Genomic DNA, 21,581 nt, shown 5'->3' on the forward strand with positions numbered 1-21,581 from the left:
GTAGGGCCGTGGGTCGGGGATGACAGGTTCTCTCTCCGAGTCCCACGAGTTGCACTGCCAGACAGTGGACAACAACACGGCGAAGATGTCGCGCAACTGTAATGTCACAACTTGGGCACGGTGTCCGTACTTTCTCGTAGTGGAATGGAGTTTGTCAGACCTGTCCGTTAGAGTGGTTCCCGTCGGTCTGAGGGAGGTGCGGGATGAGCGCGGCAGTGAGCACCACGGGTGGGACGCAGTCGGTGGGCGTTCAGCCGGAGCAGAACGCCCCGGCGCGAATCGCGGCGCTGGAGTCGGTGGAGGTTCCGGAGGTCTTCCGGGTGGATGTGGCGGCGGCGGCGCGAGATGCGCTGGAGCTGCTGGGCGTCACGCGCCGGCTGCACGGTATAGAGGTGGCGCTGGCGCTGCCGGAGGACCCGGTCCCCACGCGCGTCAGCAGCCGCCGGCTGCAGCAGGTGCTGTTGCTGCTGCTGGCCCACGCCGCGGACGCGTCGAACGGGCAGGGCATCCGGCTGATGGTGGATGAGCCCGACGACTTCGGCGACGTGGGCCCGCGCTTCCAGGTGGTGGCGCCGGGGGCTTCGCTGTCGGAGCGCGAGGCCAAGGCCGTCTTCCTGTCGCCCATGCTGGTGGGGCCGCTGCACCGCCGCCTGGCCCGTGCCCGCGAGCTGGTGGATTCCGTGGGTGGCACCCTGGAGGTGACGCGCGGCGCCGCCTCGGGCATCACCGTCACGGTGGAGCTGCCCGCGCCGGGCCTGTCGAGCTGGTAGCCCGCGCCCGCCGCTGATCCAGCGGCGCAACGGGGGCCCGCATCCTGGCGGGCCCAGCTTCCCGGAGGGGAGCGGCGCTCTCGCCGGCCCTCCGTGGCTTCTCCCTTCAGTTCACCGCCGGATGGGACGTGCGCCCCGCGTGCGCTCGCGTCATGAGCGCGCTCCGGCATCGCTCCCATGTCGCGCCGCTGGCTCCGATAAGTGCCGCCAACGTCCTGCAGGCCATGCAGGCGGCCAAACTCCTTGACGGGAGGGGGCGGGTTTTCGACTATCCCGCGCCTCTTCTTACACGGTCACACCTTCCAGGAGTACGCCCATGGCGCCCCCGTCTTCCGGAGAGAAGATCTCCCTGCAGAACGGCAAGCTGTCCGTGCCGGACCACCCGATCATCCCCTACATCGAGGGCGATGGAACCGGCCGCGACATCTGGCGCGCGTCCCAGGCGGTCTTCGACGCCGCCGTCGAGAAGGCCTACAAGGGCAAGAAGAAGATTGCCTGGTACGAGGTGCTGGCCGGCGAGAAGTCCTTCAAGCAGGTCAACAACTGGCTGCCGGACGAGACGGTCGAGGCCTTCCGCACGTACCTGGTGGGCATCAAGGGCCCGCTGACGACGCCGGTGGGCGGTGGCATCCGCTCCCTGAACGTGGCGCTGCGCCAGATGCTGGACCTGTACGTCTGCCTGCGGCCCGTACGCTACTTCAAGGGCGTCCCCAGCCCGGTGAAGACGCCGGAGAAGGTGGACATGGTCATCTTCCGTGAGAACACGGAAGACATCTACGCGGGCATCGAGTTCGAGGCCGGCACCCCGGCCGCGGAGAAGTTCCTCGGCCTGCTGAAGCAGGAGTTCCCGAAGGAGTTTGGGAAGATCCGCTTCCCCGCCAACATCGGCCTGGGCATCAAGCCCGTCTCCCAGGAGGGCAGCGAGCGCCTCATCCGCGCCGCCATCCAGTACGCCGTGGACCACAAGCGCAAGAGCGTCACGCTGGTCCACAAGGGCAACATCATGAAGTTCACCGAGGGCGCCTTCCGCAAGTGGGGCTACGAGCTGGCCGCCCGCGAGTTCGGTGACAAGGTCTACACCTGGGACCAGTGGGAGGTGACGAAGGCGGCCAAGGGTGAGGACGCCGCCAACGCCGAGCAGAAGGCCGCCGTGGCCGCCGGCAAGGTCATCGTCAAGGACTCCATCGCGGACATCACCCTGCAGCAGGTGCTGACCCGTCCGGACGAGTTCGACGTCATCGCCACGCTGAACCTCAACGGCGACTACCTGTCGGACGCGCTGGCGGCCCAGGTGGGCGGCATCGGTATCGCCCCGGGCGGCAACATCAACTACGTCACGGGCCACGCGGTGTTCGAGGCCACGCACGGCACGGCGCCGAAGTACGCGGACCTGGACAAGGTGAACCCCGGCTCGGTCATCCTCTCCGGCGAGATGATGTTCCGGCACCTGGGCTGGCACGAGGCCGCGGACCTGATGATCAAGGGCATGGACCGCGCCATCGCCAACAAGACGGTGACCTACGACTTCGCCCGCCTCATGAAGCAGGAGGGGCAGAGCGGGGTGACCGAGGTGAAGTGCTCCGAGTTCGGGCAGGCCATCATCAAGAACATGTAGTTCCCAGCCGGGAACGAAAGAGAGGGCGAATCCATGGCTCAGAATCGCAAGAAGAAGATTGGCCTCATCGGCGGCGGCCAGATCGGCGGCAACCTCGCGCTGCTCGCGGTGCAGAAGGGGCTCGGCGACGTGGTGCTGTACGACATCCCCGCGGCCGAGGGCATGGTCAAGGGCAAGGCGCTGGACATCAACCAGCTCTCCGCGGTGGACGGCTATGACTGCCGCGTCACCGGCTCCACGGACTGGAAGGACGTGGCCGGCTCGGACGTCATCATCATCACCGCCGGCGTGCCGCGGAAGCCGGGCATGTCCCGCGAGGACCTGCTCGAGATCAACCTGAAGATCATGAAGGACGTGGCGGGCAACATCAAGCAGCACGCCCCGGACGCCTTCGTCATCAACGTGGCCAACCCGCTGGACGCGATGGTGTACGCGCTCCACAAGATCTCCGGCCTTCCGAAGAACATGGTGGCCGGCATGGCGGGCGTGCTGGACACCAGCCGCTTCAAGTGCTTCGTGGCCGAGGCGCTGGGCTGCTCCATCCGTGACGTGGAGGCGCTGGTGCTCGGCGGCCACGGCGACGACATGGTTCCGCTGGTGCGCCACAGCACCGTGGGCGGCGTGCCGCTGACGGAGCTGCTGCCCAAGGAGAAGCTGGACGCCATCATCAAGCGCACCCGCGAGGGCGGCGCGGAGCTGGTGGGCCTGTACAAGACGGGCAGCGCGTACTTCGGTCCGGCGGCGTCCTCCATCGCCATGGCGGAGAGCTACATCTTCGACCGCAAGCGCGTGCTGCCGGCCGCGGCCCTGCTCGAGGGCCAGTACGGCATCAGCGGCTACTTCTTCGGCACCCCGGTGCAGATCGGCGCGGGCGGCGTGGAGAAGGTCATCACCGTGGACCTCAACGCCGCGGAGAAGGCCGAGCTGGAGAAGTCCTTCCAGTCGGTGAAGAAGACGGTCGACTCGGTCACGCTGTAGTCCGTTCCGGGCGCATGCGGCCCGCCGGGAGGACCGGCGGGCCCTGTGCCTGATGCCGCGAATGACGCGGGCTTATCCTGCCCGGCACCTTCATTGCGGCGGAGTTTCACCAAGTTATCTAGCCTGTAGATCTCGCACGGGATGTCCGGGCCCTGGCGCGTCATTCGGCGCGTCGGCTCACGACGGCAGAGTCCGGCGTCCGGCAGTCAAGGAGACGATGATGGCAGCAGCAGCGCGGTTCACGGTGGTGGGCGGCGGTCTCGCCGGGCTGATGACGACGATCAAGCTCGCGGAGGCGGGTCACCAGGTGGATGTGCTCTCGCTCGTCCCGGTCAAGCGTTCCCACTCGGTGTGCGCCCAGGGAGGCATCAACGGCGCGGTGAACACCAAGGGTGAGGGTGACCACCCGGACATCCACGTGAAGGACACGCTGCGTGGCGGCGACTTCCTGGCGGAGCAGGTATCCGTCAAGGGCATGTGCCACGCGGCTCCCGGCATCATCTACCTGCTGGACCGCATGGGGGTGACGTTCAACCGCACCCCCGAGGGCCTGCTGGACTTCCGCCGCTTCGGCGGCACGCTCCACCACCGCACGGCCTTCGCGGGCGCCACCACCGGCCAGCAGCTGCTGTACGCGCTGGACGAGCAGGTTCGCCGCTACGAGGCCGAGGGCAAGGTCACCAAGTACGAGTACTGGGAGTGGCTCGGCACGGTGAAGGACGAGGGTGGGCGCGTCATCGGCAGCGTGGCCGTGGACCTGCGCACCATGGAGATCCGCACCTTCCCGGCGGAGGCCGTGTGCCTGGCCACGGGCGGTCCGGGCATCGTCTTCGGGCGCTCCACCAACTCCATCATCAACACCGGCACCGCCGCGGGTCGCGCCTACATGGAAGGCGCCATCTACGCCAACGGCGAGTTCATCCAGGTGCACCCCACCTCCATCCCGGGAGAGGACAAGCTGCGCCTGATGAGCGAGTCGGTGCGCGGCGAGGGCGGCCGCGTCTGGGTGCCCCGGAAGAAGGGCGACCCGCGCGGCCCCCGGGACATCCCGGAGAGCGAGCGCTGGTACTTCCTCGAGGAGAAGTACCCCAAGTACAAGAACCTGGTGCCCCGCGACGTGGCCACGCGCGAGATCTTCATGGTCTGCCGCGACCTGGGCATGGGCATCGGTGGCAGGGACGGCGTCTACCTGGACGTCACGCACATCCCGGCCAAGACGCTGGACGCCAAGATCAAGGGCGTCATGGAGATCTACGAGAAGTTCGTGGGAGACGACCCGCGCGTCACGCCGATGGTCATCTTCCCGGGCATGCACTACTCCATGGGCGGCCTGTACGTGCGGTTCGAGGCGGACTCGCGCACGCAGACGCCCCTCGAGGGCAGCCCCGTCAACCAGTCCACCAACATCCCCGGCCTGTACGCCACGGGTGAGGCGGACTACGCGTTCCACGGCGCCAACCGCCTGGGCGCCAACTCGCTCCTGTCCTGTATCTACTCGGGCATGATTGGCGGCCCGGCCATGGCGGCCTTCGCCAAGAGCCAGAGCACGAGCGCGGCGGCCATGCCGGAGAAGTACTTCCAGGACGCGAAGCGCTACTGGGAGGACCGGTTCGCCACCATCAAGAAGATGAACGGCGCGGAGAACCCGTACGCGCTGGCCCGCGAACTGGGCGACATCATGACGGAGAACTGCACCGTCGTCCGGTACAACGACCGGCTGAAGAAGACGGTGGAGAAGATCCGCGAGCTGAAGTCGCGCTGGAAGAACGTCAACGTGCTGGACACCGGCAACGTGGCCAACCGCGCGCTGTCGTACACCAACCAGCTCTGGAACATGCTGGAGCTGGGCGAGGTCATCGCCACCAGCGCGCTGCTGCGCGACGAGAGCCGCGGCGCCCACTACAAGCCGGAGTTCTCCCTGCCGGAGCCGAAGACGAAGGACCCGCGCGAGGACGCCGACTGGATGGCGCTGTGGCGCAAGCGCCACGAGAAGTGGGCGAAGACGACCATCGCGAAGCACAGCGAGCAGGGGCCGCAGATCTCCTACGAGGAGATTCCGACGCCGGTCCTGGAGCCCGAACCCCGCTGGTACGCCTGAGCAGGGGCACTCATCTTCTGGTGGGCCCGCGGGGCATCGCGGGCCGCCGTAACTGATTTGGAAGTGAAGGGTCTACCCACATGGACACTGCACAGGCATCAGCCGTCACCAACAAGACCGTCACCTTCCGCATCTGGCGGCAGGACGATCCGAACAAGCCGGGTCACTTCGATGAGTTCAAGGTTCCCTATACGAAGGGCGCCAACGTCATCTCGTGCCTGATGGAGATCCAGCGCAACCCCGTCACCGTGGAGGGCAAGCGGGTGCCTCCGGTGATCTGGGACGCCGCGTGCCTCGAGGAGGTCTGCGGAAGCTGCGCGATGAACATCAACGGCCGGGTGCGGATGGCCTGCTCGGCGCTGGTCGACAAGCTGGAGCAGCCCATCACCCTGGAGCCCATGAGCAAGTTCCCGGTGGTCCGGGACCTGGCGGTGGACCGTGAGCGCATGTTCAACGCGCTCAAGCGGGTGAAGGGCTGGATTCCGGTGGACGGCACCCACAACCTGGGGCCGGGCCCGCGCCAGTCGCCGAAGGACCAGTCCGTCATGTACGTGCTGTCCACGTGCATCACGTGCGGAAGCTGCCTGGAGGCGTGCCCGCAGGTGACGCTGGACAACGACTTCGTCGGCGCGGCGGCCATCAGCCAGGCCCGTCTGTTCAACATGAACCCGACGGGCAAGATGCAGTCCGAGGAGCGCGTCCGGGGGCTGATGGGCCCGGGCGGCATCCAGGACTGCGGCAAGGCGCAGAACTGCGTGAAGGTCTGCCCGAAGGAGATTCCGCTCACCACGTCCATCGCGGTGATGAACCGCGAGGTGACGAAGGTGATGATCAAGGACATCTTCTTCAAGGACGAGGAGCAGAAGAGCCACGGCGGTCCGGGGTAGTCCGGCCGTCGGTTCCCTCGCTCTCGAAGCGAAGCGGCCCCGTGCTGGCGTCCCTCCGAGGCGCCGGGCGGGGCCGCCGCCGTTTCGCACTTCCGGGCTCGGGAGGGAGCCGGCTGCGGCGCTGCAGTGAGGCGGGCCGCCGCCGTTTCAGGCCCCGGGGCCCGGGAGGGAGCCGGCCGCACGCCGCAGTGAGGCGGGCCGTCGTCGTTCACGCCCCCGCGGCACGGGAGCTCCGCCCAGGCGCGAAGCGCTTACGGCTTCGTGCCCGCGCCGAGCGACTCCAGCGCCCCGCGGACCTCCTCCAATTGCGCCGGCTCCTCCGCGCGCTTCTCCAGCGCGGTGAGCGCGGCCACGTGCGCGGTGCGCAGGGCGTCCGCCGCCGGTACGGACATGTCCGGCTTCACGCCCACGCCCTCCCAGCTCGTCTTCGTCACGGCGTGCACCGTCTGCCCCATGGGCACGGTGACGATGAAGTGTTCGTCCATGGGGAGGGCCACGCCCGGGTTGGCGCCACCGTGCGTTGCCTCGCCCACCACCCGCGCCCGACTGCGCGCCTGGAGGTCGTAGGCGAGCAGCTCCGCGGCGGAGAAGGTGTCCCCGTCCGTGAGGACGTAGACCTCCTTGTCATCCCCGTAGCGGCCCGCGGGCGGGGGCGCGGGCGTGTGGAGCGGCTCCTTCGGGCGGCCCTTCCACAGCGTGTCCAGCACGTGTGTGCGCTCCGGCAGCAGCCAGCCCAGGTACAGCGCCGACAACCGGGTGTCACCGCCGCCATTGCCACGCAGGTCGATGATGAGCGCGTCCGTGGCGGACAGCAGCCGCATGGCCGCCGCCGCGGCCTCACCGGTGAACTTCACGTCGGGCATGCTCACCAGCCGCAGGTAGCCGACGTTGCCCGCCAGCCGCTCTACGCGGCCGATGCCATACGCCTCGCGAAGGTACATGCGCCGCCGGCGCTCCTCGCGCTGGGCCAGGAACGACTCCGCCTCCGAAGACGCGGGCTCCCACGGCAGGGGCAGGTTCCGGGGCAGGGGCTGGGCGCTGTAGTGGACGAAGAAGTGCGCGTCCTGGCCATCCCGCGCCAGGTGCTCGGAGAGCACCCGGGCCAGCTCACGTGGATCGGTGATGGCGTCGTAATCGCCGCGCTTCAGCCGGGAGCGCATCATCTTCTCGGCCATGACCGCCTTGTCCGGCGAGTAGTGGCGCGCCCGTACCTGGGCGATGGCCGCTTCGATGATCCGCGTCCGTTCCTTCGCGGCCAGCACCGGCGGCGCATCCGGGGCCCGTGGCACCTCCGCCGCGAGGCCGGGGGCAGGTCCCCCGACGAGAAGGCACAGCCATAGCAGGCGCCACGGACGGAGGGACATGGGCGGGCTCCAGGGTGGGGCAGGGCAGGGGACGGGCGCCCGTCCCTTCCCATCGAACGCCCGCGGAGATGCTCCATACCGGCCCCCCGGCCGCCGCTCGGCCGTGAAGCCGGGCTCATCCTGGCGGACATTCCTGGTTATCTGCTGAGCACCGGCCCCCTGGGGGCGGTTACACCTGGGGTCAAACAGTCTTGCCATCCGTCGGTTTCTGCGCAATGAGGGCGCGGCGCTGACGCCTCTTACAGGCTGTCTCCCTCGTCTCCACCGGAGCCTCGATGAAGATCCACGAGTACCAGGGCAAGGAAATCTTCCGGAAGTACGGCGTGCCCACGCCGAAGGGCATCCTCGCGCTGTCGCCCAATGAGGCGGAAGCCGCCGCCAAGGAGCTCGGCACGCCCGTGGTCGTGGTCAAGGCCCAGATTCACGCGGGCGGCCGCGGCAAGGGCGGTGGCGTGAAGCTCGCCAAGAGCCCGGCCGAGGCCAAGGACCTCGCCAAGCAGATGCTGGGCATGAAGCTGAAGACCATCCAGACCGGGCCCGAGGGCCAGACGGTCCACAAGGTCTACATCGAGGAAGGCCTCGCCATCGGCCAGGAGCTGTACCTGGGCGTGACGCTGGACCGCGCCACCAGCCGCATCACCTTCATGGCCTCCCGCGAGGGCGGCGTGGAGATTGAAGAGGTGGCGGAGAAGCACCCCGAGAAGATCCTCCGCGAGGCGGTGGACCCGGCGGTGGGCTTCAGCGACTTCCAGGGCCGCAAGCTGGCCTTCGGCCTGGGCCTCACCGGCCCCACGGTGAACAAGTTCGTCCAGTTCTGCTCGTCGCTCTACAAGATGTACGTCGAGACGGACGCCGCGCTCGTGGAGATCAACCCGCTGGTCATCCTGAAGGATGGCGGCGTGGTGGCGCTCGACGCGAAGGTGAACTTCGACGAGAACGCGCTCTACCGGCACAAGGACCTGCTGGAGTACCGCGACCTCGCCGAGGAGGAGCCCCGTGAGACGCAGGCCAAGGAGTGGGACCTGGCCTACATCGCGCTCGACGGCAACATCGGCTGCATGGTGAACGGCGCGGGTCTGGCCATGGCCACCATGGACACCATCAAGCTGGTGGGCGGCGCCCCGGCCAACTTCCTGGACGTGGGCGGCGGCGCGAGCAAGGAGAAGGTCACCGCGGCCTTCAAGCTCATCCTCGCCGACCCGGCCGTGAAGGCGGTGCTCGTCAACATCTTCGGCGGCATCATGAAGTGCGACGTCATCGCCGAGGGCATCATCGCCGCGGCCAAGGAAGTCCAGCTCAAGGTCCCGCTCGTGGTCCGGCTGGAGGGCACCAACGTGGAGAAGGGCAAGGAGCTGCTGCGCAACTCCGGCCTTGCCATCACCCCGGCGGACAACCTGCGGCAGGCGGCGGAGAAGGCCGTCGCTGCCATCAAGTAGTCCGGCCACCTCCAACACTTTCCTGAAGGAACGCCATGAGCATCCTCGTCAACGAAAACACGAAGGTGGTCTGCCAGGGCATCACCGGCTCGGCGGGCTCGTTCCATTCGAAGCAGATGCTGGAGTACGGCACGAAGCTCGTGGCCGGTGTGACTCCGGGCAAGGGCGGCACCGACTTCGAGGGCAAGGTCCCCGTCTACAACACGGTGGCTGACGCCGTGAAGCAGGCCGGCGCCAACACCTCCGTCATCTTCGTGCCGCCGCCGTTCGCCGCCGACTCCATCATGGAGGCCGCCGACGCGGGCATCTCCCTCATCATCACCATCACCGAGGGCATCCCCGTCAACGACATGGTGCGCGCCAAGCGCTACCTGCAGGGCAAGCCGGGCGTGCGCCTCATCGGCCCCAACTGCCCGGGTGTGATTACGCCGGGCGCCAAGTGCAAGATCGGCATCATGCCGGGCCACATCCACAAGCCGGGCCGTATCGGCGTGGTGTCCCGCTCCGGCACGCTGACGTACGAGGCCGTGCACCAGCTCACCCAGCTCGGCCTGGGCCAGTCCACCGCCGTGGGCATTGGCGGCGACCCGGTCAACGGCACCGACTTCGTGGACGTGCTGAAGCTCTTCAACGCCGACCCGGAGACGGACGCGGTCATCATGATTGGTGAGATCGGCGGCGACGCCGAGGAGCGGGGCGCGGAGTACGTGGCCCGCGAGTTCACCAAGCCCATCGCCGGGTTCATCGCCGGACAGTCGGCGCCCCCGGGCAAGCGCATGGGCCACGCCGGCGCCATCATCTCCGGCGGCAAGGGCACGGCCTCGGAGAAGATGAAGGCCATGGAGGCCGCGGGCTTCCTGATGGCCGCCAGCCCCGCCGAGCTGGGCACCACCCTGCAGGAGGCCCTCAAGCGGGGCGCTCCGAAGAAGCGCTAAACCCCAACGAGAACAAGGAGCCAGTCACATGGCCATCGAGCGCACGCTGTCCATCATCAAGCCGGACGGTCTGGAGAAGGGCGTCATCGGGAAGATCATCAGCCGCTTCGAGGAGAAGGGTCTGAAGCCGGTCGCCATCCGGCTGCAGCAGCTCTCCCAGAAGGAGGCCGAGGGCTTCTACGCCGTCCACAAGGCCCGGCCCTTCTTCAAGGACCTGGTGCAGTTCATGATCTCCGGCCCGGTGGTCCTGATGGTGCTGGAGGGTGAGAACGCCGTCCTCGCGAACCGCGACATCATGGGCGCCACCAACCCCGCCAACGCGGCCCCCGGCACCATCCGCAAGGACTTCGCCACCAGCATCGACAAGAACACGGTGCACGGCTCGGACAGCCTGGAGAACGCGAAGATCGAGATCGCGTACTTCTTCCGGGAGACCGAGATCCAGCCCTACCCGTACCAGAAGTAGCCGGCCGGCCCCTCGCGGGGCCCGCTCTCGAGAGCGGCGGCCCGGTATCCACGCCTGAGAAGGCGCGGGGCCGGGCCGCTGTTCTTTCCAGGAAGTGCCCTGGAGAAGGCCCTGGAAGCGTCCACCCGGCGGGGAGGGGAGCGAGCCCTCCTTTGACTTGCCGTGCCCAGGTGTGGGAAGGGACGCCTTCGGTCCTACCGTTCAAAGCCCGACGACGATGTCCGAGACCTCCGCCACATCCCTGCCTGTCACCGAGCCGCTTCCGGCGCCCGCGCCCGCCAGGCTGGTGGACGTGGCCAGCCTGTCGCTGGAGGCGCTCACCCGCTTCGTCACCGAGACGCTGGGCGAGCGCGCCTTCCGAGCCCCGCAGATCTACCGCTGGCTCCACCAGCGCGGCGCCACCTCGTTCGACGAGATGACGGACCTGTCCAAGGCCCTGCGCGAGAAGCTCAAGGCGGTGGCGGAAATCGTCCCGCTGCTGAAGGACCTGGAACTGCGCAGCACCGACGGCACCATCAAGTACCGGTGGAAGACGCGGGACGGCCGCTACATCGAGTCCGTCTACATGCCCTCCGAGGACCGCAAGACGCTGTGCGTGTCCACCCAGGTGGGCTGCGCCATGGCGTGCGGCTTCTGCATGACGGGCACCATGGGGCTCAAGCGCAACCTCACCCCGGGCGAAATCGTGGCCCAGGTGCACGCGGTGAACCGCGAGGTCCGGAAGAATGAGGGCCTGGAGACGCTCCGCCCGCTCAGCAACCTGGTGTTCATGGGCATGGGCGAGCCCCTGCACAACTTCGAGAACCTCAAGACGGCGCTCTCCATCCTCCAGTCCGAGGACGGGCCCAACTTCAGCCACCGGCACATCACCGTCTCCACGGTGGGCCTGGTGCCCATGATCGAGCGCTTCGGCCAGGAGACGGACGTCAAGCTGGCCATCTCCCTCAACGCCAGCACCGACGAGCAGCGCAACAAGACGATGCCCGTCAACCGCAAGTGGAACATCGCGGCGCTGCTGGACGCCTGCCGGAAGTTCCCGCTGCGGCAAGGCCGGCGCATCACCTTCGAGTACGTGCTCATCAAGGGCTTCAACGACGCCGACGAGGATGCCTACAGGCTCATCGAGCTGTTGAAGGACATCCCGGTGAAGGTGAACCTCATCCCGTACAACGAGAACCCCGGGCTGGGGTTCCACACCACGGGGGAGGAGCGGGCGGAGCAGTTCCGCGCCATCCTCGCCGACCACCACATCGCCGCCTACATCCGCAGGAACCGGGGCCGGGACATTGCCGGGGCCTGCGGGCAGCTCGCCAACCGTGGCGAGGCCGCCTCCGCCGAGGGCGCGACATAAGGTCCCGAGCTTCCTTGACAATCCCGCGGGGGCGGCGGTAAGAGCGCCCCCCTTTCCTCAAGCTGTTACTTGTACGTTGGAGCACCTCATGTCCGTCGTCCTCCGTCTCGCCCGCGCGGGCGCCAAGAAGAAGCCGTACTACCACGTGGTCGCCACCGACTCCCGTAACCCCCGGGACGGCAAGTTCATCGAGGCCGTCGGCGCGTACGACCCGAACCTCGAGCCCCCCAAGGTGGAGTTCAACGAGGAGCGGCTGAACTACTGGCTGAAGACGGGCGCGACGCCTTCCGAGACGGTCGCGGACCTCATCAAGGTCGCCGCGAAGGCGAAGTCGGCCGCTCCCGCGGTCTGAGCCGCGCTTCACTGAGTGGACGTGGAGCAGCTTCTTACCTATCTGGCGCGGGCCCTGGTCGATCAACCGGACCAGGTCGGCCTGCGCGTGTCCGAGGCGGACGGCGCCCGGCTCTATGAGCTGAAGGTCGCCCCCGAGGACGTCGGCAAGGTCATCGGCCGTGACGGGCGCACCGTGAACGCCCTCCGGACGCTGCTCGGCGCCGCCGCCCAGAAGTCCGGGCAGAAGGTCCGCCTGGAAATCCTCGACGACCGGCGCAATGCGGCCAGCGCGCCCAATGGCGCGGCCGCGCCGCCGCCCGCTGCACCGGACGCCTCGCGGTGACGCCCCAGCCTCATCTCGAGCTCGGCTACGTGGCGCGAGCGCACGGGCTGCACGGCGAGGTGGCCATCCGCACGTTCGATCCGGCCTCGGAGGCGCTCGACGTCGTCGAGCGCGTCCTGGTGCGCACCCGCGCCGGCGAGGAGCGCGAGCTCTTCCTGGAGGAAGTGCGCCCCACGCCCAAGGAGAACATCGTCGGCTTCGAGGGCGTGGAGTCCCGCACCGACGCCGAGGCCCTGGTGGGCGCCAAGGTGTTCGTCTTCCGCGAGGACCTGGAGCCCCCGGCCGAGGGCGAGTTCTTCCAGGGGGACCTGGTGGGGCTCACCGCCGTGGACGAGTCCGGCGCCGAGCTGGGCCGTGTGGAGGAGATCTGGGCCACCGGCGAGGTGCCCAACCTCGTCATCCGCGCGCCGAAGCGCCCGGAGCTGGTGGTGCCCTTCGCGGACGAGTTCGTGCCTTCCGTGGACATCGCCGCCGGGCGCATCGTCATCCGCCCGCCCGAGTACGAGGAGGTGGGGCGTCCGGGCTCGGCCCGCGCCGCCGCCGCTGCCGGCTCCACGGGCGGTGAGGACGAGGGCTCCGGGGACGGGGAATGAGCCCGCCGTTCCCCGTTGAAATCCTCACGCTGTTCCCCGGCATGGTGTCCGGGTACCTGGGGGCGAGCATCCTCGGGAAGGCCCAGGAGAAGGGCCTGCTGTCCATCACCGTCACCGACGTGCGCGAGTACGCCGAGGGCAAGCACCGCGTCACCGACGACGCGCCCTATGGCGGCGGGGCCGGCATGGTGATGAAGCCGGAGCCGCTGGTGGCCGCCATTGAAGCCGCGCGGACGCGCCTGCCGGGCGCGAGGGCGCTGCTGATGAGCCCTCGGGGCCCCGCCTTCACCCAGGCCACGGCGCGCGAGCTGGTGCGCCACGAGGCGGGGCTGATCCTCGTGTGCGGCCGCTACGAGGGCGTGGACGAGCGGGTGATGGCGTACCTGGACGGGGAGCTGTCCCTGGGGGACTTCGTCCTGACGGGCGGAGAGGTGGCCGCCCTGGCCGTGGTGGACGCGGTGGCGCGGCTGGTGCCCGGAGTGCTGGGCAACGTGGACTCGTCCGTCACGGAGAGCTTCGAGGAGGGAATGCTGGAGCACCCCCAGTACACCCGCCCGCCCGTCTTCCGGGGGGCCGAGGTGCCCGCCGTCCTCCAGTCCGGGGACCATGCCCGGATTGCCCGCTGGCGGCGCTGGAAGTCGCTGGTCCTCACCCGGGAGCGGCGTCCGGACCTGTTCGCCCGCCTGGCGCTCTCGACGGCCGATCAGAAACTGCTGGCCCGGCGGGAGGAAGAGCTGTAACCTTGTGCGTTCCATGCGGGTTGGGCATCAGTGGGCTTGTCCGACCCCGCTCTCTCTGGTAGTACGGCCCGCTCTTTCACGCGCCCTGCGCGTAAGTTTCCGATTTTCCGGAGTCCGTCATGCGTAACGCCGCCATTCAGCACGTCGAGGCCAAGTTCCTGCGCCAGGACGTCACCCCTTTTCGGCCTGGTGACTCCGTGCGCGTCCACTGGAAGGTGAAGGAGGGCGACAAGGAGCGCGTGCAGGCCTTCGAGGGTGTCGTCATCCGCCTGAGCGGCCGCGCCCACCGCGCGACCTTCGCCGTCCGCAAGATGTCCTTCGGCGTGGGCGTGGAGCGCATCTTCCCGCTGCACAGCCCCCGCTACGAGAAGATCGAGGTCCTCTCGCGCGGCGACGTGAACCGCAGCCGCCTGTTCTACCTCCGCGACCTGAAGGGCAAGGCCGCCCGCGTCGACGTGCAGGAGGAGCCCACGGCTCAGGGTGCGGCGGGCACCGCCGGCAAGAAGGCCGCCAAGGCGTCCTGATCGCCTGCCTGCCCCCAGGGGCTGGCCTGCTGTCATGAAAAGGAGCGTCCGATCCCGGGCGCTCCTTTTTTCATGTGCGCTAGACTGCGGGAGCCATGCAATTCGCCGAAGTCGCCGTCCAGAACGTCCGGGGCTTCTCTCCAGCGGGGCGCTTCGCGCTCAAGGCCGGGTACCTCGTCCTCAAGCCGCCCTCGGCCGAGGTCAGTCCCCTGGCGGGCCTGTCGCTCGCGCTGCTCTTCGCCGACGGGCGCGGCGGTGACGCCAGCTTCATGGCGCCGGGGGCGAAGTCGGGCAAGGCGGCCCTCACCTTCGTTGGCGTGGACGGGGTGACGTACCGCATCCTCCGAGAGCTGGGCGGCTCCGGGACGCTGCACCGGATGAACAAGACGACGCAGCAGCCGGAGCTGGTGTCCTCGGACTCGTCGGAGATCAGCCAGTTCCTCCGGGGCCAGGCGGGGCTGCCGCCGCGCACCACCTTCGAGCAGGTGTACTGCCTGCAGCTCGGGCAGCTTCCCTCGAGGCGCCCGCGCAAGGCCGCGGCGGCGAAGCAGGACCCCAAGACGTCCGGGAAGTTCCCCTCGCTGGCGTCGGCGGCCACGGTGGCTCCCGCGGAGGACATCTCGGCCGCGGAGGCGAAGCTGCGCGCGCTGGAACAGGAGCGGGTGTCCGCCGCGGAGGTGGACCAGCTCCAGTTCAAGGTGGACGGCCTGTCCTCGCAGGTCTTCGACGCCGAGCAGCGGCTCAAGGGCACCGACGGGCTGAAGGTGGCCATCTCCGAGGCGGAGGCCGCGTGGCGCGCCGCGCCCACGCCGGAGTCGCTCGGGCTGCCGCAGGACATCCTGGCCCGCGTGCAGCGCTACCCCAAGGTGGTGGCGAAGCGGGACGACGCACTGGCCCGGCTCAACGCGGACCGCGACGCCGAGGCGCAGGCGGTGCCCGCCTACGTGGAGCCCCTGAAGGAGAACCGCGTCTTCTGGGCGGGCCTGGGCGCGGGCATCCTCTTCCTCGCGCTGGGGCTCGGGCTGGGCCTCGGCGTGGACAACACCTTCCGCTACCTGGCCCTGCTGGACATCCCCGCCTTCGGCGTGGCCGCGTTCATGGCGCTGCGCCACGTGGACGACCTGCAGAAGGCGTCCCGGCACGGCAGCAAGGAGAACCGGTTCGAGTCCCGGGAGAAGAAGATCCTGGACGAGTTCGATGCCGAGGCCGCTCCGCTGCGCATGGCGCAGAAGGCGCTTGGAGTGGAGAGCCTGGACGAAATCGCGCCCATGCTGGAGCGCAAGGAGTTGCTGGGGGCGCGCGTGGTGGAGCTGAAGGATCAGCTCCAGGCCATGGAGGCGGACCCGGACTACGTTGCGGCCGTCACTCAGCGGCAGGCGCTGAAGGAGCAGCTCGACGCGCTCAACGCGGAGCTGGCGCAGAAGGGCTCGTACGTGCGCGATGTCCGCGAGGTGGAGCGGGAGATTGCCCGGGTGAAGGAGTCCATCGCCCTGGCCAAGGCGCCGCCCCCGGCCGCGGCTCCGAGCGCGGACGGCACCCCGGCCCCGGCGGAGGCGCTGGAGGATCCGACGCCGGTGCTGCTGTCCCAGGCCGCGGACGTCTTCACCACGGACGTGCTGTCCGTGCAGGGGATGCTGAAGGAGCGCTGCGTCCAGTACCTCACCGCGCTCACGGACCGGCGCTACCAGGGCGTCGAGTGGGACAAGGAAGGGCGGGGCTTCGCGCTCGCGCCCGGCAAGCGAATCCCCGTGGGGGAGCTGCCGCCGAAGGACCTGGACCTCTACTACCTGGCGCTGCGGATGACGGTGGTGGAGAAGGCGAGCGCCCGAGTGAAGCGGCCCTTCCTGCTGGAGGACGTCTTCGCCGGCGTGGAGGAGGTGAAGCTGCCCCTCATCGCCCGCATGCTCAAGCACCTGGGGACGCTGACGCAGGTGCTGCACGTCACTTCGCATCCTGGCTTCGCGCAGATGTCGGACGGCACCGTTAACGTGTAGGCCGACTCGGCGGATTCCCTCCATGGCGGAGGACCGCCAGGGGAGGGTGCATGGGACGGGCGGCGCCGTGGGAGCGGCGGGAGTACGGGAATGCGGCGGAGGAGGCGGCGGTGGGCTTCCTGGAGGCCCAGGGGTGGCGGGTGCGGGCGCGCAACTGGACGTGCCGCTACGGGGAGCTGGACGTGGTAGCGGAGCGCGGGGAGGTGGTGTGCTTCGTGGAGGTGCGGATGCGCTCCACGGCCGTGTGGGGAGACCCGGCGCACACCGTGTCCTTCGCCAAGCAGCGTCGGGTGGTGAAGGCGGCGTTGCACTATCTCTTCGCACATGACCTGCGCGAGCGGATGATGCGCTTCGACGTGATTTCGGTGGTGGGGCGCGGCGAGCGCGCCACCGTGGAGCACATCCCCGGCGCCTTCGACGCGGGCATGTGAGAGGACGCCATGGCTGGAACGCTCTACCTGGTGGCGACGCCCATCGGGAACCTGGGAGACATCACCTCTCGCGCGCTGGAGACGCTGCGGCAGGTGCGCTTCATCGCCTGTGAGGACACGCGGCACTCGCGGGTGCTGCTGGACCACTTCGGCATTGGCGGGAAGGACCTGGTCAGCCTGCCGGCCTTCGCGGAGGGCCAGCGCGCCGGGCGCATCCTGGACCGCATCGCCGAGGGCGAGGACTGCGCGCTCGTCACCGACGCTGGCAGCCCCGCCATCAGCGACCCGGGGGAGAAGCTGGTGGCGGAGGCGCTGGAGCGGGGGCTGAACGTGGTGCCCATTCCGGGCCCCACGGCCCTGGTGGCGGCGCTGAGCGCGTCCGGACTGCCCACGGGCCGTTTCCACTTCCTGGGCTTCCTCCCGCGCAAGGGGGCGGAGCGCCGGGCCATGCTGGAGGAGGTGGCGTCCCTGTCCGCCACGCTGGTGCTCTACGAGTCCCCCCGCCGGCTGGCGGAGACGCTGCCGGACCTGATGGACGCCTGGGGAGACCGGCGCGCGTGCGTGGCGCGGGAGCTGACGAAGCTGCACGAGGAGTTCGCCCGGGGCACGCTGTCGGAGCTGGCGGCGCGCTACGCGGCGGAGGAGGCCCGGGGCGAGGTGGTGGTGCTGGTGGAGGGCCGCACCGGGGAGCGCCGCTGGTCCGAGGACGAGCTGCGCAAGGCGCTGGAGGAGGGACTGGGGCGCGGCGAGAAGCTCAAGGCGCTGAGCACCGAGCTGGCCCGCCGCGCGGGGTGGGCCGGTCAGGATGTGTACCGGCTGGGGCTTTCGCTGAAGCGATGAGTTCGCGGGGGGAAGGGAGCAGGGCTTGGCTTACATGCCAGGAGGGAGAGGCGGGCATACGAAGTGGGTGTCCAGCTCGGAGAACAGGTCCTCGAAGGGCGCCCGCCCCGTCGCGCAGGTCAGTCCCGGGGGGGGGCAAGCAGCCCGGCCCGGAGCGCACTCTCACGCACGGACTGCACGGCGTCCTGGATGCGCTCTGATGCCGGGAAGAGCTGCTCGGCCCGCACGGCCAGCTCCAGCGCCTTCGGTAGCTGCTCGCGCAGCGAGTACCGCAAGAGGAGCCCAGCCCAGGCGTCCTCCAGGGACTGGAGCGCACGCGCGGCGCCTTCCTCCATGAGACGCAGAGCCTCGTCTTCACGGCCCCGGATGTCATCGAGGAAGTACGCCAGCTCAAGCAGCGCCGGAGCGCTTCGTTCCGAGGCCTGGACGGCCATCTCCAGCAGGCCCTCAGCCTCGGTGAGAGAAGCCTCGGCGTCCACGCCGGGCTCCTCGGTGGTGAGGACAAGGCGTGCCAGCGCCAGCAGGTTGGGGGTGAGGGCGGGGCAGTCCTTCACCAGCTCCCGATGCAGGCGGAGCTGCTCGGCATTGCCGCGCTGGCCGCCCCCCGCGTCACGGGCGGCCTTCAGCCGGGCGAGGAGTGCTTCAAGCCGGGAAGAGTCCATGGCCACGCTCATTTCTCCATCAAGCGTTTCTGGTCTTCGATGAGCTTGACGGCCATGCGGAGCTGCGCGGAGGTGGCCAGGCTGAAATCCCGGGTCTCCAGCATCCGCCGTATCTGGAAGAGGGTGTAGTCCTTGAGCTGGGATGGGAAGTCCGGCGCGCGCTGGAGGGTGGCGGGAATGTCTCCAAGCCTGGTGGTGAGCACGCTGATGCGGTGGAGGTGGCGCGTCGCCAGCTCCTTGGAGATGAGCCCCGCGGCGCTCGCCTCGGAGATGAGCAATTGCGCCTCGGCGAACTCACCCCGGGCAATGAGCGCCAGGATGCGCACATGTGCCGAGCTGCCCTTCACCCGTACGCCTTCAGCCTCTGACGGCCAGGGCTCTACTGCATGGGGACGGGTGTGTGGCTCGCCATGTCCGCACCCCAGTAGGGCCAGGACCAGATACGCCCCGAGCAGGAAACCCAAGCGCCGCATGGCTCATCTCCGACAAGGAGAGCGGATTTGCTCCAGGGCAACGGCGCGTTCCGGGGCGAAACTGTCAAATGCCGTGCGCATTGCTGCCCCGTGGCTGTGCCCGGCGAACCGCTGAAAAGACGCGAGCCCTGACGTAGGGCTCGCGAGTCTTCTCCCGCCGCTTCTGGCCTCGTTCCTCTTGCCAGGGAATTCTTGCTGCTGAGCTGGCAGGTACTTCGTGGCCTGGCTCCCCGGCCTGTCCGCTAGAAGCTGAACGTGGCGCTCAGGTCGAAGCGGAACGTGGTGCTCTCCACCGCGCGGAAGCGGCGGGACACCAGGTCATAGCGCCAGTCGAAGGTGGGGTTGAGCTCGGGCGAGCCGGGCTCCACGTTCACGCCGTCCGCGCCGTCGAGGTCCTGGCCAATGTCCTCGGCGGTGAGGGTGTGGTCCGTGTTGTAGAGGAAGGTGCCGGCCGCGCGGATGGTGAAGGACTCGGCCGCCTGGGCGTTGACGCCGAGCATGCCGCCCACCTGGAAGTAGTCCTCGGAGCTGAGCAGCTTGCGCAGCGCCGAGCTCAGCTCGTTGTAGTACCGGCCCTTGCCCACGTAGTTGCCGATGCCGCGCACGTCCAGGGCGAACTTCTGGTGCTTCTGCGGCTTCTCGAAGGGAACCAGCTCCAGGCCGAAAAGCATGCCCAGGTGCTGCGGCGCCTTGATGCCCGTCTCCTTGCGCGTCCACGGGCCGTCGCCGCAGTTGTCCGGGGCGCCCAGGTTGCCCGGGTTCGTGAACTCTTGGTCGCAGTTGGAGTAGATGCCCGGGCCGCGCACGGGGATGGTGTAGTGCGCCTTGAAGTACGGCTCGGCCACGCCCATGCGGCGCGAGAGGGCCGTGTAGATCTGGTACTTGTGGACGCGGTCACCGATGTTGCCGCGGTTGTCCGGGTCCGTGGTGTCCACGCTCGGGTCGCGCTGCTTCGCGGTGGGGGCCTCGTAGTCCAGGCCGACAATCCACGTGGGCTTGGTTTCGTCCTTCTCCTGATTGAAGAAGGCGTAGGCCAGCCCGAAGTGCATGTTGCCCAGGCCGCCGCGGAAGCTCTCCTGTGCCACGCCGAACAGGCGCACGTCCCCATTGGTCTCGTCTGTGCAGCCCGAGATGGGCACGCCGCTCGCGTCCACGCACGTGTTGATGACAGCAGAGTTGTCGTTCGACGCCTCGGACGTGTACTCCCACCGCTCGTTCTGCTGGAACACCAGTGGCAGGGTGAAGGAGAACTCGAGGTCCCGGTACAGGCCGAAGGCCAGCCTCATGTTGAGCCTCGCGTCCACGCCCTTGTACCAGAGCCCCGACTCCAGCGGTCGCGCGCCGGGGTCTTCGGGGACGGTACCGAGCACCTCCCGGACGATCTTCGCGCGCGTCTGGGTGCGCTCGAAGCCCACGTCGATGAAGAGGTCGAACGGGTCATCGTCCTCGAAGGACGACGCAATCCGGGTGATATCCGCCGCGCTGGCGGCGAACGGCGCGCCCAGCGTCAGCGCGGCAAGTACGGCGCGAAGCCTGTGCATCCGACCTCCGACGACGAATCACTCGGGCCTTCCGGCAAGCCCGGGGGGCTTCCAGCTAGCCGCGCCGTCGGAGGAGTGTCAAGAAACGGGTGGCAATTACTTGCCGGCCACCGAGGTCCCGAGGAGCCCATCCAGGCGGCGGACCTCGTTTTCGAAGAGGGCCTTGTTGGCCGTGGAGAGCGACCGGCGGTAGGTCTTGTGCTGGTCGAAGGGGTCCAGCACCCGGTCATCCTGCGTCATGAGCTGATAGTGCAGGTGGGGGGCGAAGGAGCGGCCCGTGTTGCCGCTGGCGCCGATGACCTGGCCCGTCGAGAAGCGCGTGCCGGGCTTGATGCTCTTGTCCACCGCGTCCAGATGCAGGAAGAGGGCACGCCGGCCCCGGCCGCCTGTCTCCACCAGCTCCAGGCAGTTGCCGTTGCTACCGAAGTTCCAGTTCTTGCGCTTCACCACGCCGCTGAAGGGCGCCTTGATGGGGGTTCCCACCGGGGTGCGGAAGTCCACGCCCTTGTGACGGCGGCCGTCGCGCAGCAGGGACGTCACCTGCTCGTAGTCGTCGATGGGCGACTTCTCCAGGCGCAGCTCCAGCTCGTCACCGCCGGGCAGGTAGTAGCGGGCGTTGGCCTCGCCCTCGGCCTGGTAGCGGTAGGCGCTCATCGTCTTCCCCAGCTTGCCGCTGGTGAAGCGCACGGCGTGCACCAGGGGCTCCTCGTTCTCACGGCGCTGGTAGAGCACGTCCAGCGTGTCGCCGCGGAGGATCTCCCCGGGTACCTCCACCCACCACACCAGGGTGCGCGTCACCACCTGCGCCAGGGCGGGGCCGATGTCCGGGCCGGCGGCGGCGTTGAGCGCCGTCTCCAGCGGCCCGTCGATGCGCACCGAGGCGCGCTCCATACCGGCCGCCTTCACGGGGTCCACGGGCGCGGGCGGAGCAACGGGCGCGGCAGCCACGGCTCCCGCGTCCGCCGCCTCGGGGGCGGCCTGGGCGGTCTCCTGCGTGGCGCTCGCCATCCGTTGCTTCCACCACCACACGCCGCCGGCGGCACCGCCGAGGATGAGGGACACGGCGACCACCGGTCCGAAGGGACTGCGCTTCGGAGGGGCACCGAGGGTGGGAAGGTTCGGCCGCATGCAAGCTCCCTGGGTTTTGAAAAGAAGAGTGGGCGGGCGCGAAACCGACGCGCGCGCGGGGAAATTTCGCCCCCGCGCC

General features: G+C 68.9%; 22 protein-coding genes. 17 read left to right on the plus strand and 5 right to left on the minus strand.

Annotated features, from left to right (window positions below):
- Positions 1-203 precede the first annotated feature (203 nt).
- The 5 genes from K8638_RS19115 (at position 204) to sdhB (ending at position 6,348) form a co-directional block, all read left to right on the plus strand.
- Positions 204-770, plus strand: a complete 567-nt coding sequence (locus K8638_RS19115; RefSeq protein WP_223755990.1) for a sensor histidine kinase — start codon at positions 204-206, stop codon at positions 768-770.
- A 316-nt stretch (positions 771-1,086) separates the two neighbouring features.
- Entirely contained in the window at positions 1,087-2,385 is a 1,299-nt protein-coding gene (gene icd / locus K8638_RS19120) for an NADP-dependent isocitrate dehydrogenase (protein ID WP_223755991.1), read from the plus strand.
- Between the two features lie 33 nt (positions 2,386-2,418).
- On the plus strand, positions 2,419-3,363 hold the full coding sequence (mdh, locus tag K8638_RS19125) for a malate dehydrogenase (RefSeq protein ID WP_223755992.1): 945 nt from the start codon (positions 2,419-2,421) through the stop codon (positions 3,361-3,363).
- A gap of 220 nt (positions 3,364-3,583) precedes the next feature.
- Entirely contained in the window at positions 3,584-5,461 is a 1,878-nt protein-coding gene (sdhA, locus tag K8638_RS19130; protein WP_370644038.1) for a succinate dehydrogenase flavoprotein subunit, read from the plus strand.
- Between the two features lie 80 nt (positions 5,462-5,541).
- Positions 5,542-6,348 carry a succinate dehydrogenase iron-sulfur subunit gene (sdhB, locus tag K8638_RS19135; RefSeq protein ID WP_223755994.1) on the plus strand — a complete coding sequence of 269 codons (807 nt, stop codon included), beginning with the start codon at positions 5,542-5,544 and terminating at the stop codon, positions 6,346-6,348.
- Between the two features lie 251 nt (positions 6,349-6,599).
- Here the strand turns inward: sdhB and K8638_RS19140 are convergent, their stop codons facing one another.
- The gene (locus tag K8638_RS19140; protein WP_223755995.1) at positions 6,600-7,712 is read right to left on the minus strand and encodes a S41 family peptidase; all 1,113 of its coding nucleotides are present in this window, start codon (positions 7,710-7,712) and stop codon (positions 6,600-6,602) included.
- Positions 7,713-7,987: 275 nt separating this feature from the next.
- On the opposite strand from K8638_RS19140, the gene sucC reads away from it, so the two are divergent.
- The 12 genes from sucC (at position 7,988) to rsmI (ending at position 17,698) form a co-directional block, all read left to right on the plus strand.
- Positions 7,988-9,148 (plus strand): ADP-forming succinate--CoA ligase subunit beta, encoded by a 1,161-nt coding sequence (sucC, locus tag K8638_RS19145; protein WP_223755996.1) that lies wholly within the window; start codon positions 7,988-7,990, stop codon positions 9,146-9,148.
- 35 nt (positions 9,149-9,183) lie between these two features.
- The gene (sucD, locus tag K8638_RS19150; RefSeq protein WP_223755997.1) at positions 9,184-10,083 is read left to right on the plus strand and encodes a succinate--CoA ligase subunit alpha; all 900 of its coding nucleotides are present in this window, start codon (positions 9,184-9,186) and stop codon (positions 10,081-10,083) included.
- Between the two features lie 28 nt (positions 10,084-10,111).
- Positions 10,112-10,549, plus strand: coding sequence for a nucleoside-diphosphate kinase (gene ndk / locus K8638_RS19155; RefSeq protein ID WP_223755998.1), 438 nt, complete (start codon positions 10,112-10,114; stop codon positions 10,547-10,549).
- Between the two features lie 217 nt (positions 10,550-10,766).
- Positions 10,767-11,900, plus strand: coding sequence for a 23S rRNA (adenine(2503)-C(2))-methyltransferase RlmN (gene rlmN, locus K8638_RS19160; protein ID WP_223755999.1), 1,134 nt, complete (start codon positions 10,767-10,769; stop codon positions 11,898-11,900).
- An 88-nt stretch (positions 11,901-11,988) separates the two neighbouring features.
- Complete coding sequence (gene rpsP, locus K8638_RS19165; RefSeq protein WP_223756000.1) at positions 11,989-12,252, plus strand: 30S ribosomal protein S16; 264 nt, start codon at positions 11,989-11,991, stop codon at positions 12,250-12,252.
- Positions 12,253-12,267: 15 nt separating this feature from the next.
- Entirely contained in the window at positions 12,268-12,576 is a 309-nt protein-coding gene (locus K8638_RS19170; protein ID WP_223756001.1) for a KH domain-containing protein, read from the plus strand.
- Positions 12,573-13,169 carry a ribosome maturation factor RimM gene (gene rimM / locus K8638_RS19175; protein WP_223756002.1) on the plus strand — a complete coding sequence of 199 codons (597 nt, stop codon included), beginning with the start codon at positions 12,573-12,575 and terminating at the stop codon, positions 13,167-13,169. Before K8638_RS19170 ends, rimM begins: the two co-directional genes overlap by 4 nt.
- Entirely contained in the window at positions 13,166-13,909 is a 744-nt protein-coding gene (gene trmD / locus K8638_RS19180) for a tRNA (guanosine(37)-N1)-methyltransferase TrmD (RefSeq protein ID WP_223756003.1), read from the plus strand. Before rimM ends, trmD begins: the two co-directional genes overlap by 4 nt.
- A gap of 119 nt (positions 13,910-14,028) precedes the next feature.
- Positions 14,029-14,433 carry a 50S ribosomal protein L19 gene (rplS, locus tag K8638_RS19185; protein ID WP_223756004.1) on the plus strand — a complete coding sequence of 135 codons (405 nt, stop codon included), beginning with the start codon at positions 14,029-14,031 and terminating at the stop codon, positions 14,431-14,433.
- A 95-nt stretch (positions 14,434-14,528) separates the two neighbouring features.
- On the plus strand, positions 14,529-16,427 hold the full coding sequence (locus tag K8638_RS19190; RefSeq protein WP_223756005.1) for a chromosome segregation protein SMC: 1,899 nt from the start codon (positions 14,529-14,531) through the stop codon (positions 16,425-16,427).
- Between the two features lie 50 nt (positions 16,428-16,477).
- Positions 16,478-16,858 (plus strand): YraN family protein, encoded by a 381-nt coding sequence (locus K8638_RS19195; protein WP_223756006.1) that lies wholly within the window; start codon positions 16,478-16,480, stop codon positions 16,856-16,858.
- A 9-nt stretch (positions 16,859-16,867) separates the two neighbouring features.
- Positions 16,868-17,698, plus strand: a complete 831-nt coding sequence (rsmI, locus tag K8638_RS19200; RefSeq protein WP_223756007.1) for a 16S rRNA (cytidine(1402)-2'-O)-methyltransferase — start codon at positions 16,868-16,870, stop codon at positions 17,696-17,698.
- Positions 17,699-17,817: 119 nt separating this feature from the next.
- On the opposite strand, the gene K8638_RS19205 is transcribed toward rsmI, so the two are convergent.
- The 4 genes from K8638_RS19205 to K8638_RS19220 form a co-directional block, all read right to left on the minus strand.
- Positions 17,818-18,360, minus strand: coding sequence for a hypothetical protein (locus tag K8638_RS19205; RefSeq protein WP_223756008.1), 543 nt, complete (start codon positions 18,358-18,360; stop codon positions 17,818-17,820).
- 8 nt (positions 18,361-18,368) lie between these two features.
- Positions 18,369-18,707, minus strand: coding sequence for a hypothetical protein (locus K8638_RS19210; protein ID WP_223756009.1), 339 nt, complete (start codon positions 18,705-18,707; stop codon positions 18,369-18,371).
- A gap of 368 nt (positions 18,708-19,075) precedes the next feature.
- Positions 19,076-20,374 (minus strand): hypothetical protein, encoded by a 1,299-nt coding sequence (locus K8638_RS19215; protein WP_223756010.1) that lies wholly within the window; start codon positions 20,372-20,374, stop codon positions 19,076-19,078.
- A gap of 96 nt (positions 20,375-20,470) precedes the next feature.
- Positions 20,471-21,502, minus strand: a complete 1,032-nt coding sequence (locus K8638_RS19220; protein WP_223756011.1) for a M23 family metallopeptidase — start codon at positions 21,500-21,502, stop codon at positions 20,471-20,473.
- Positions 21,503-21,581: the final 79 nt, after the last annotated feature.

This window comes from Myxococcus sp. RHSTA-1-4 (assembly GCF_020037125.1).
Classification (GTDB): domain Bacteria; phylum Myxococcota; class Myxococcia; order Myxococcales; family Myxococcaceae; genus Myxococcus.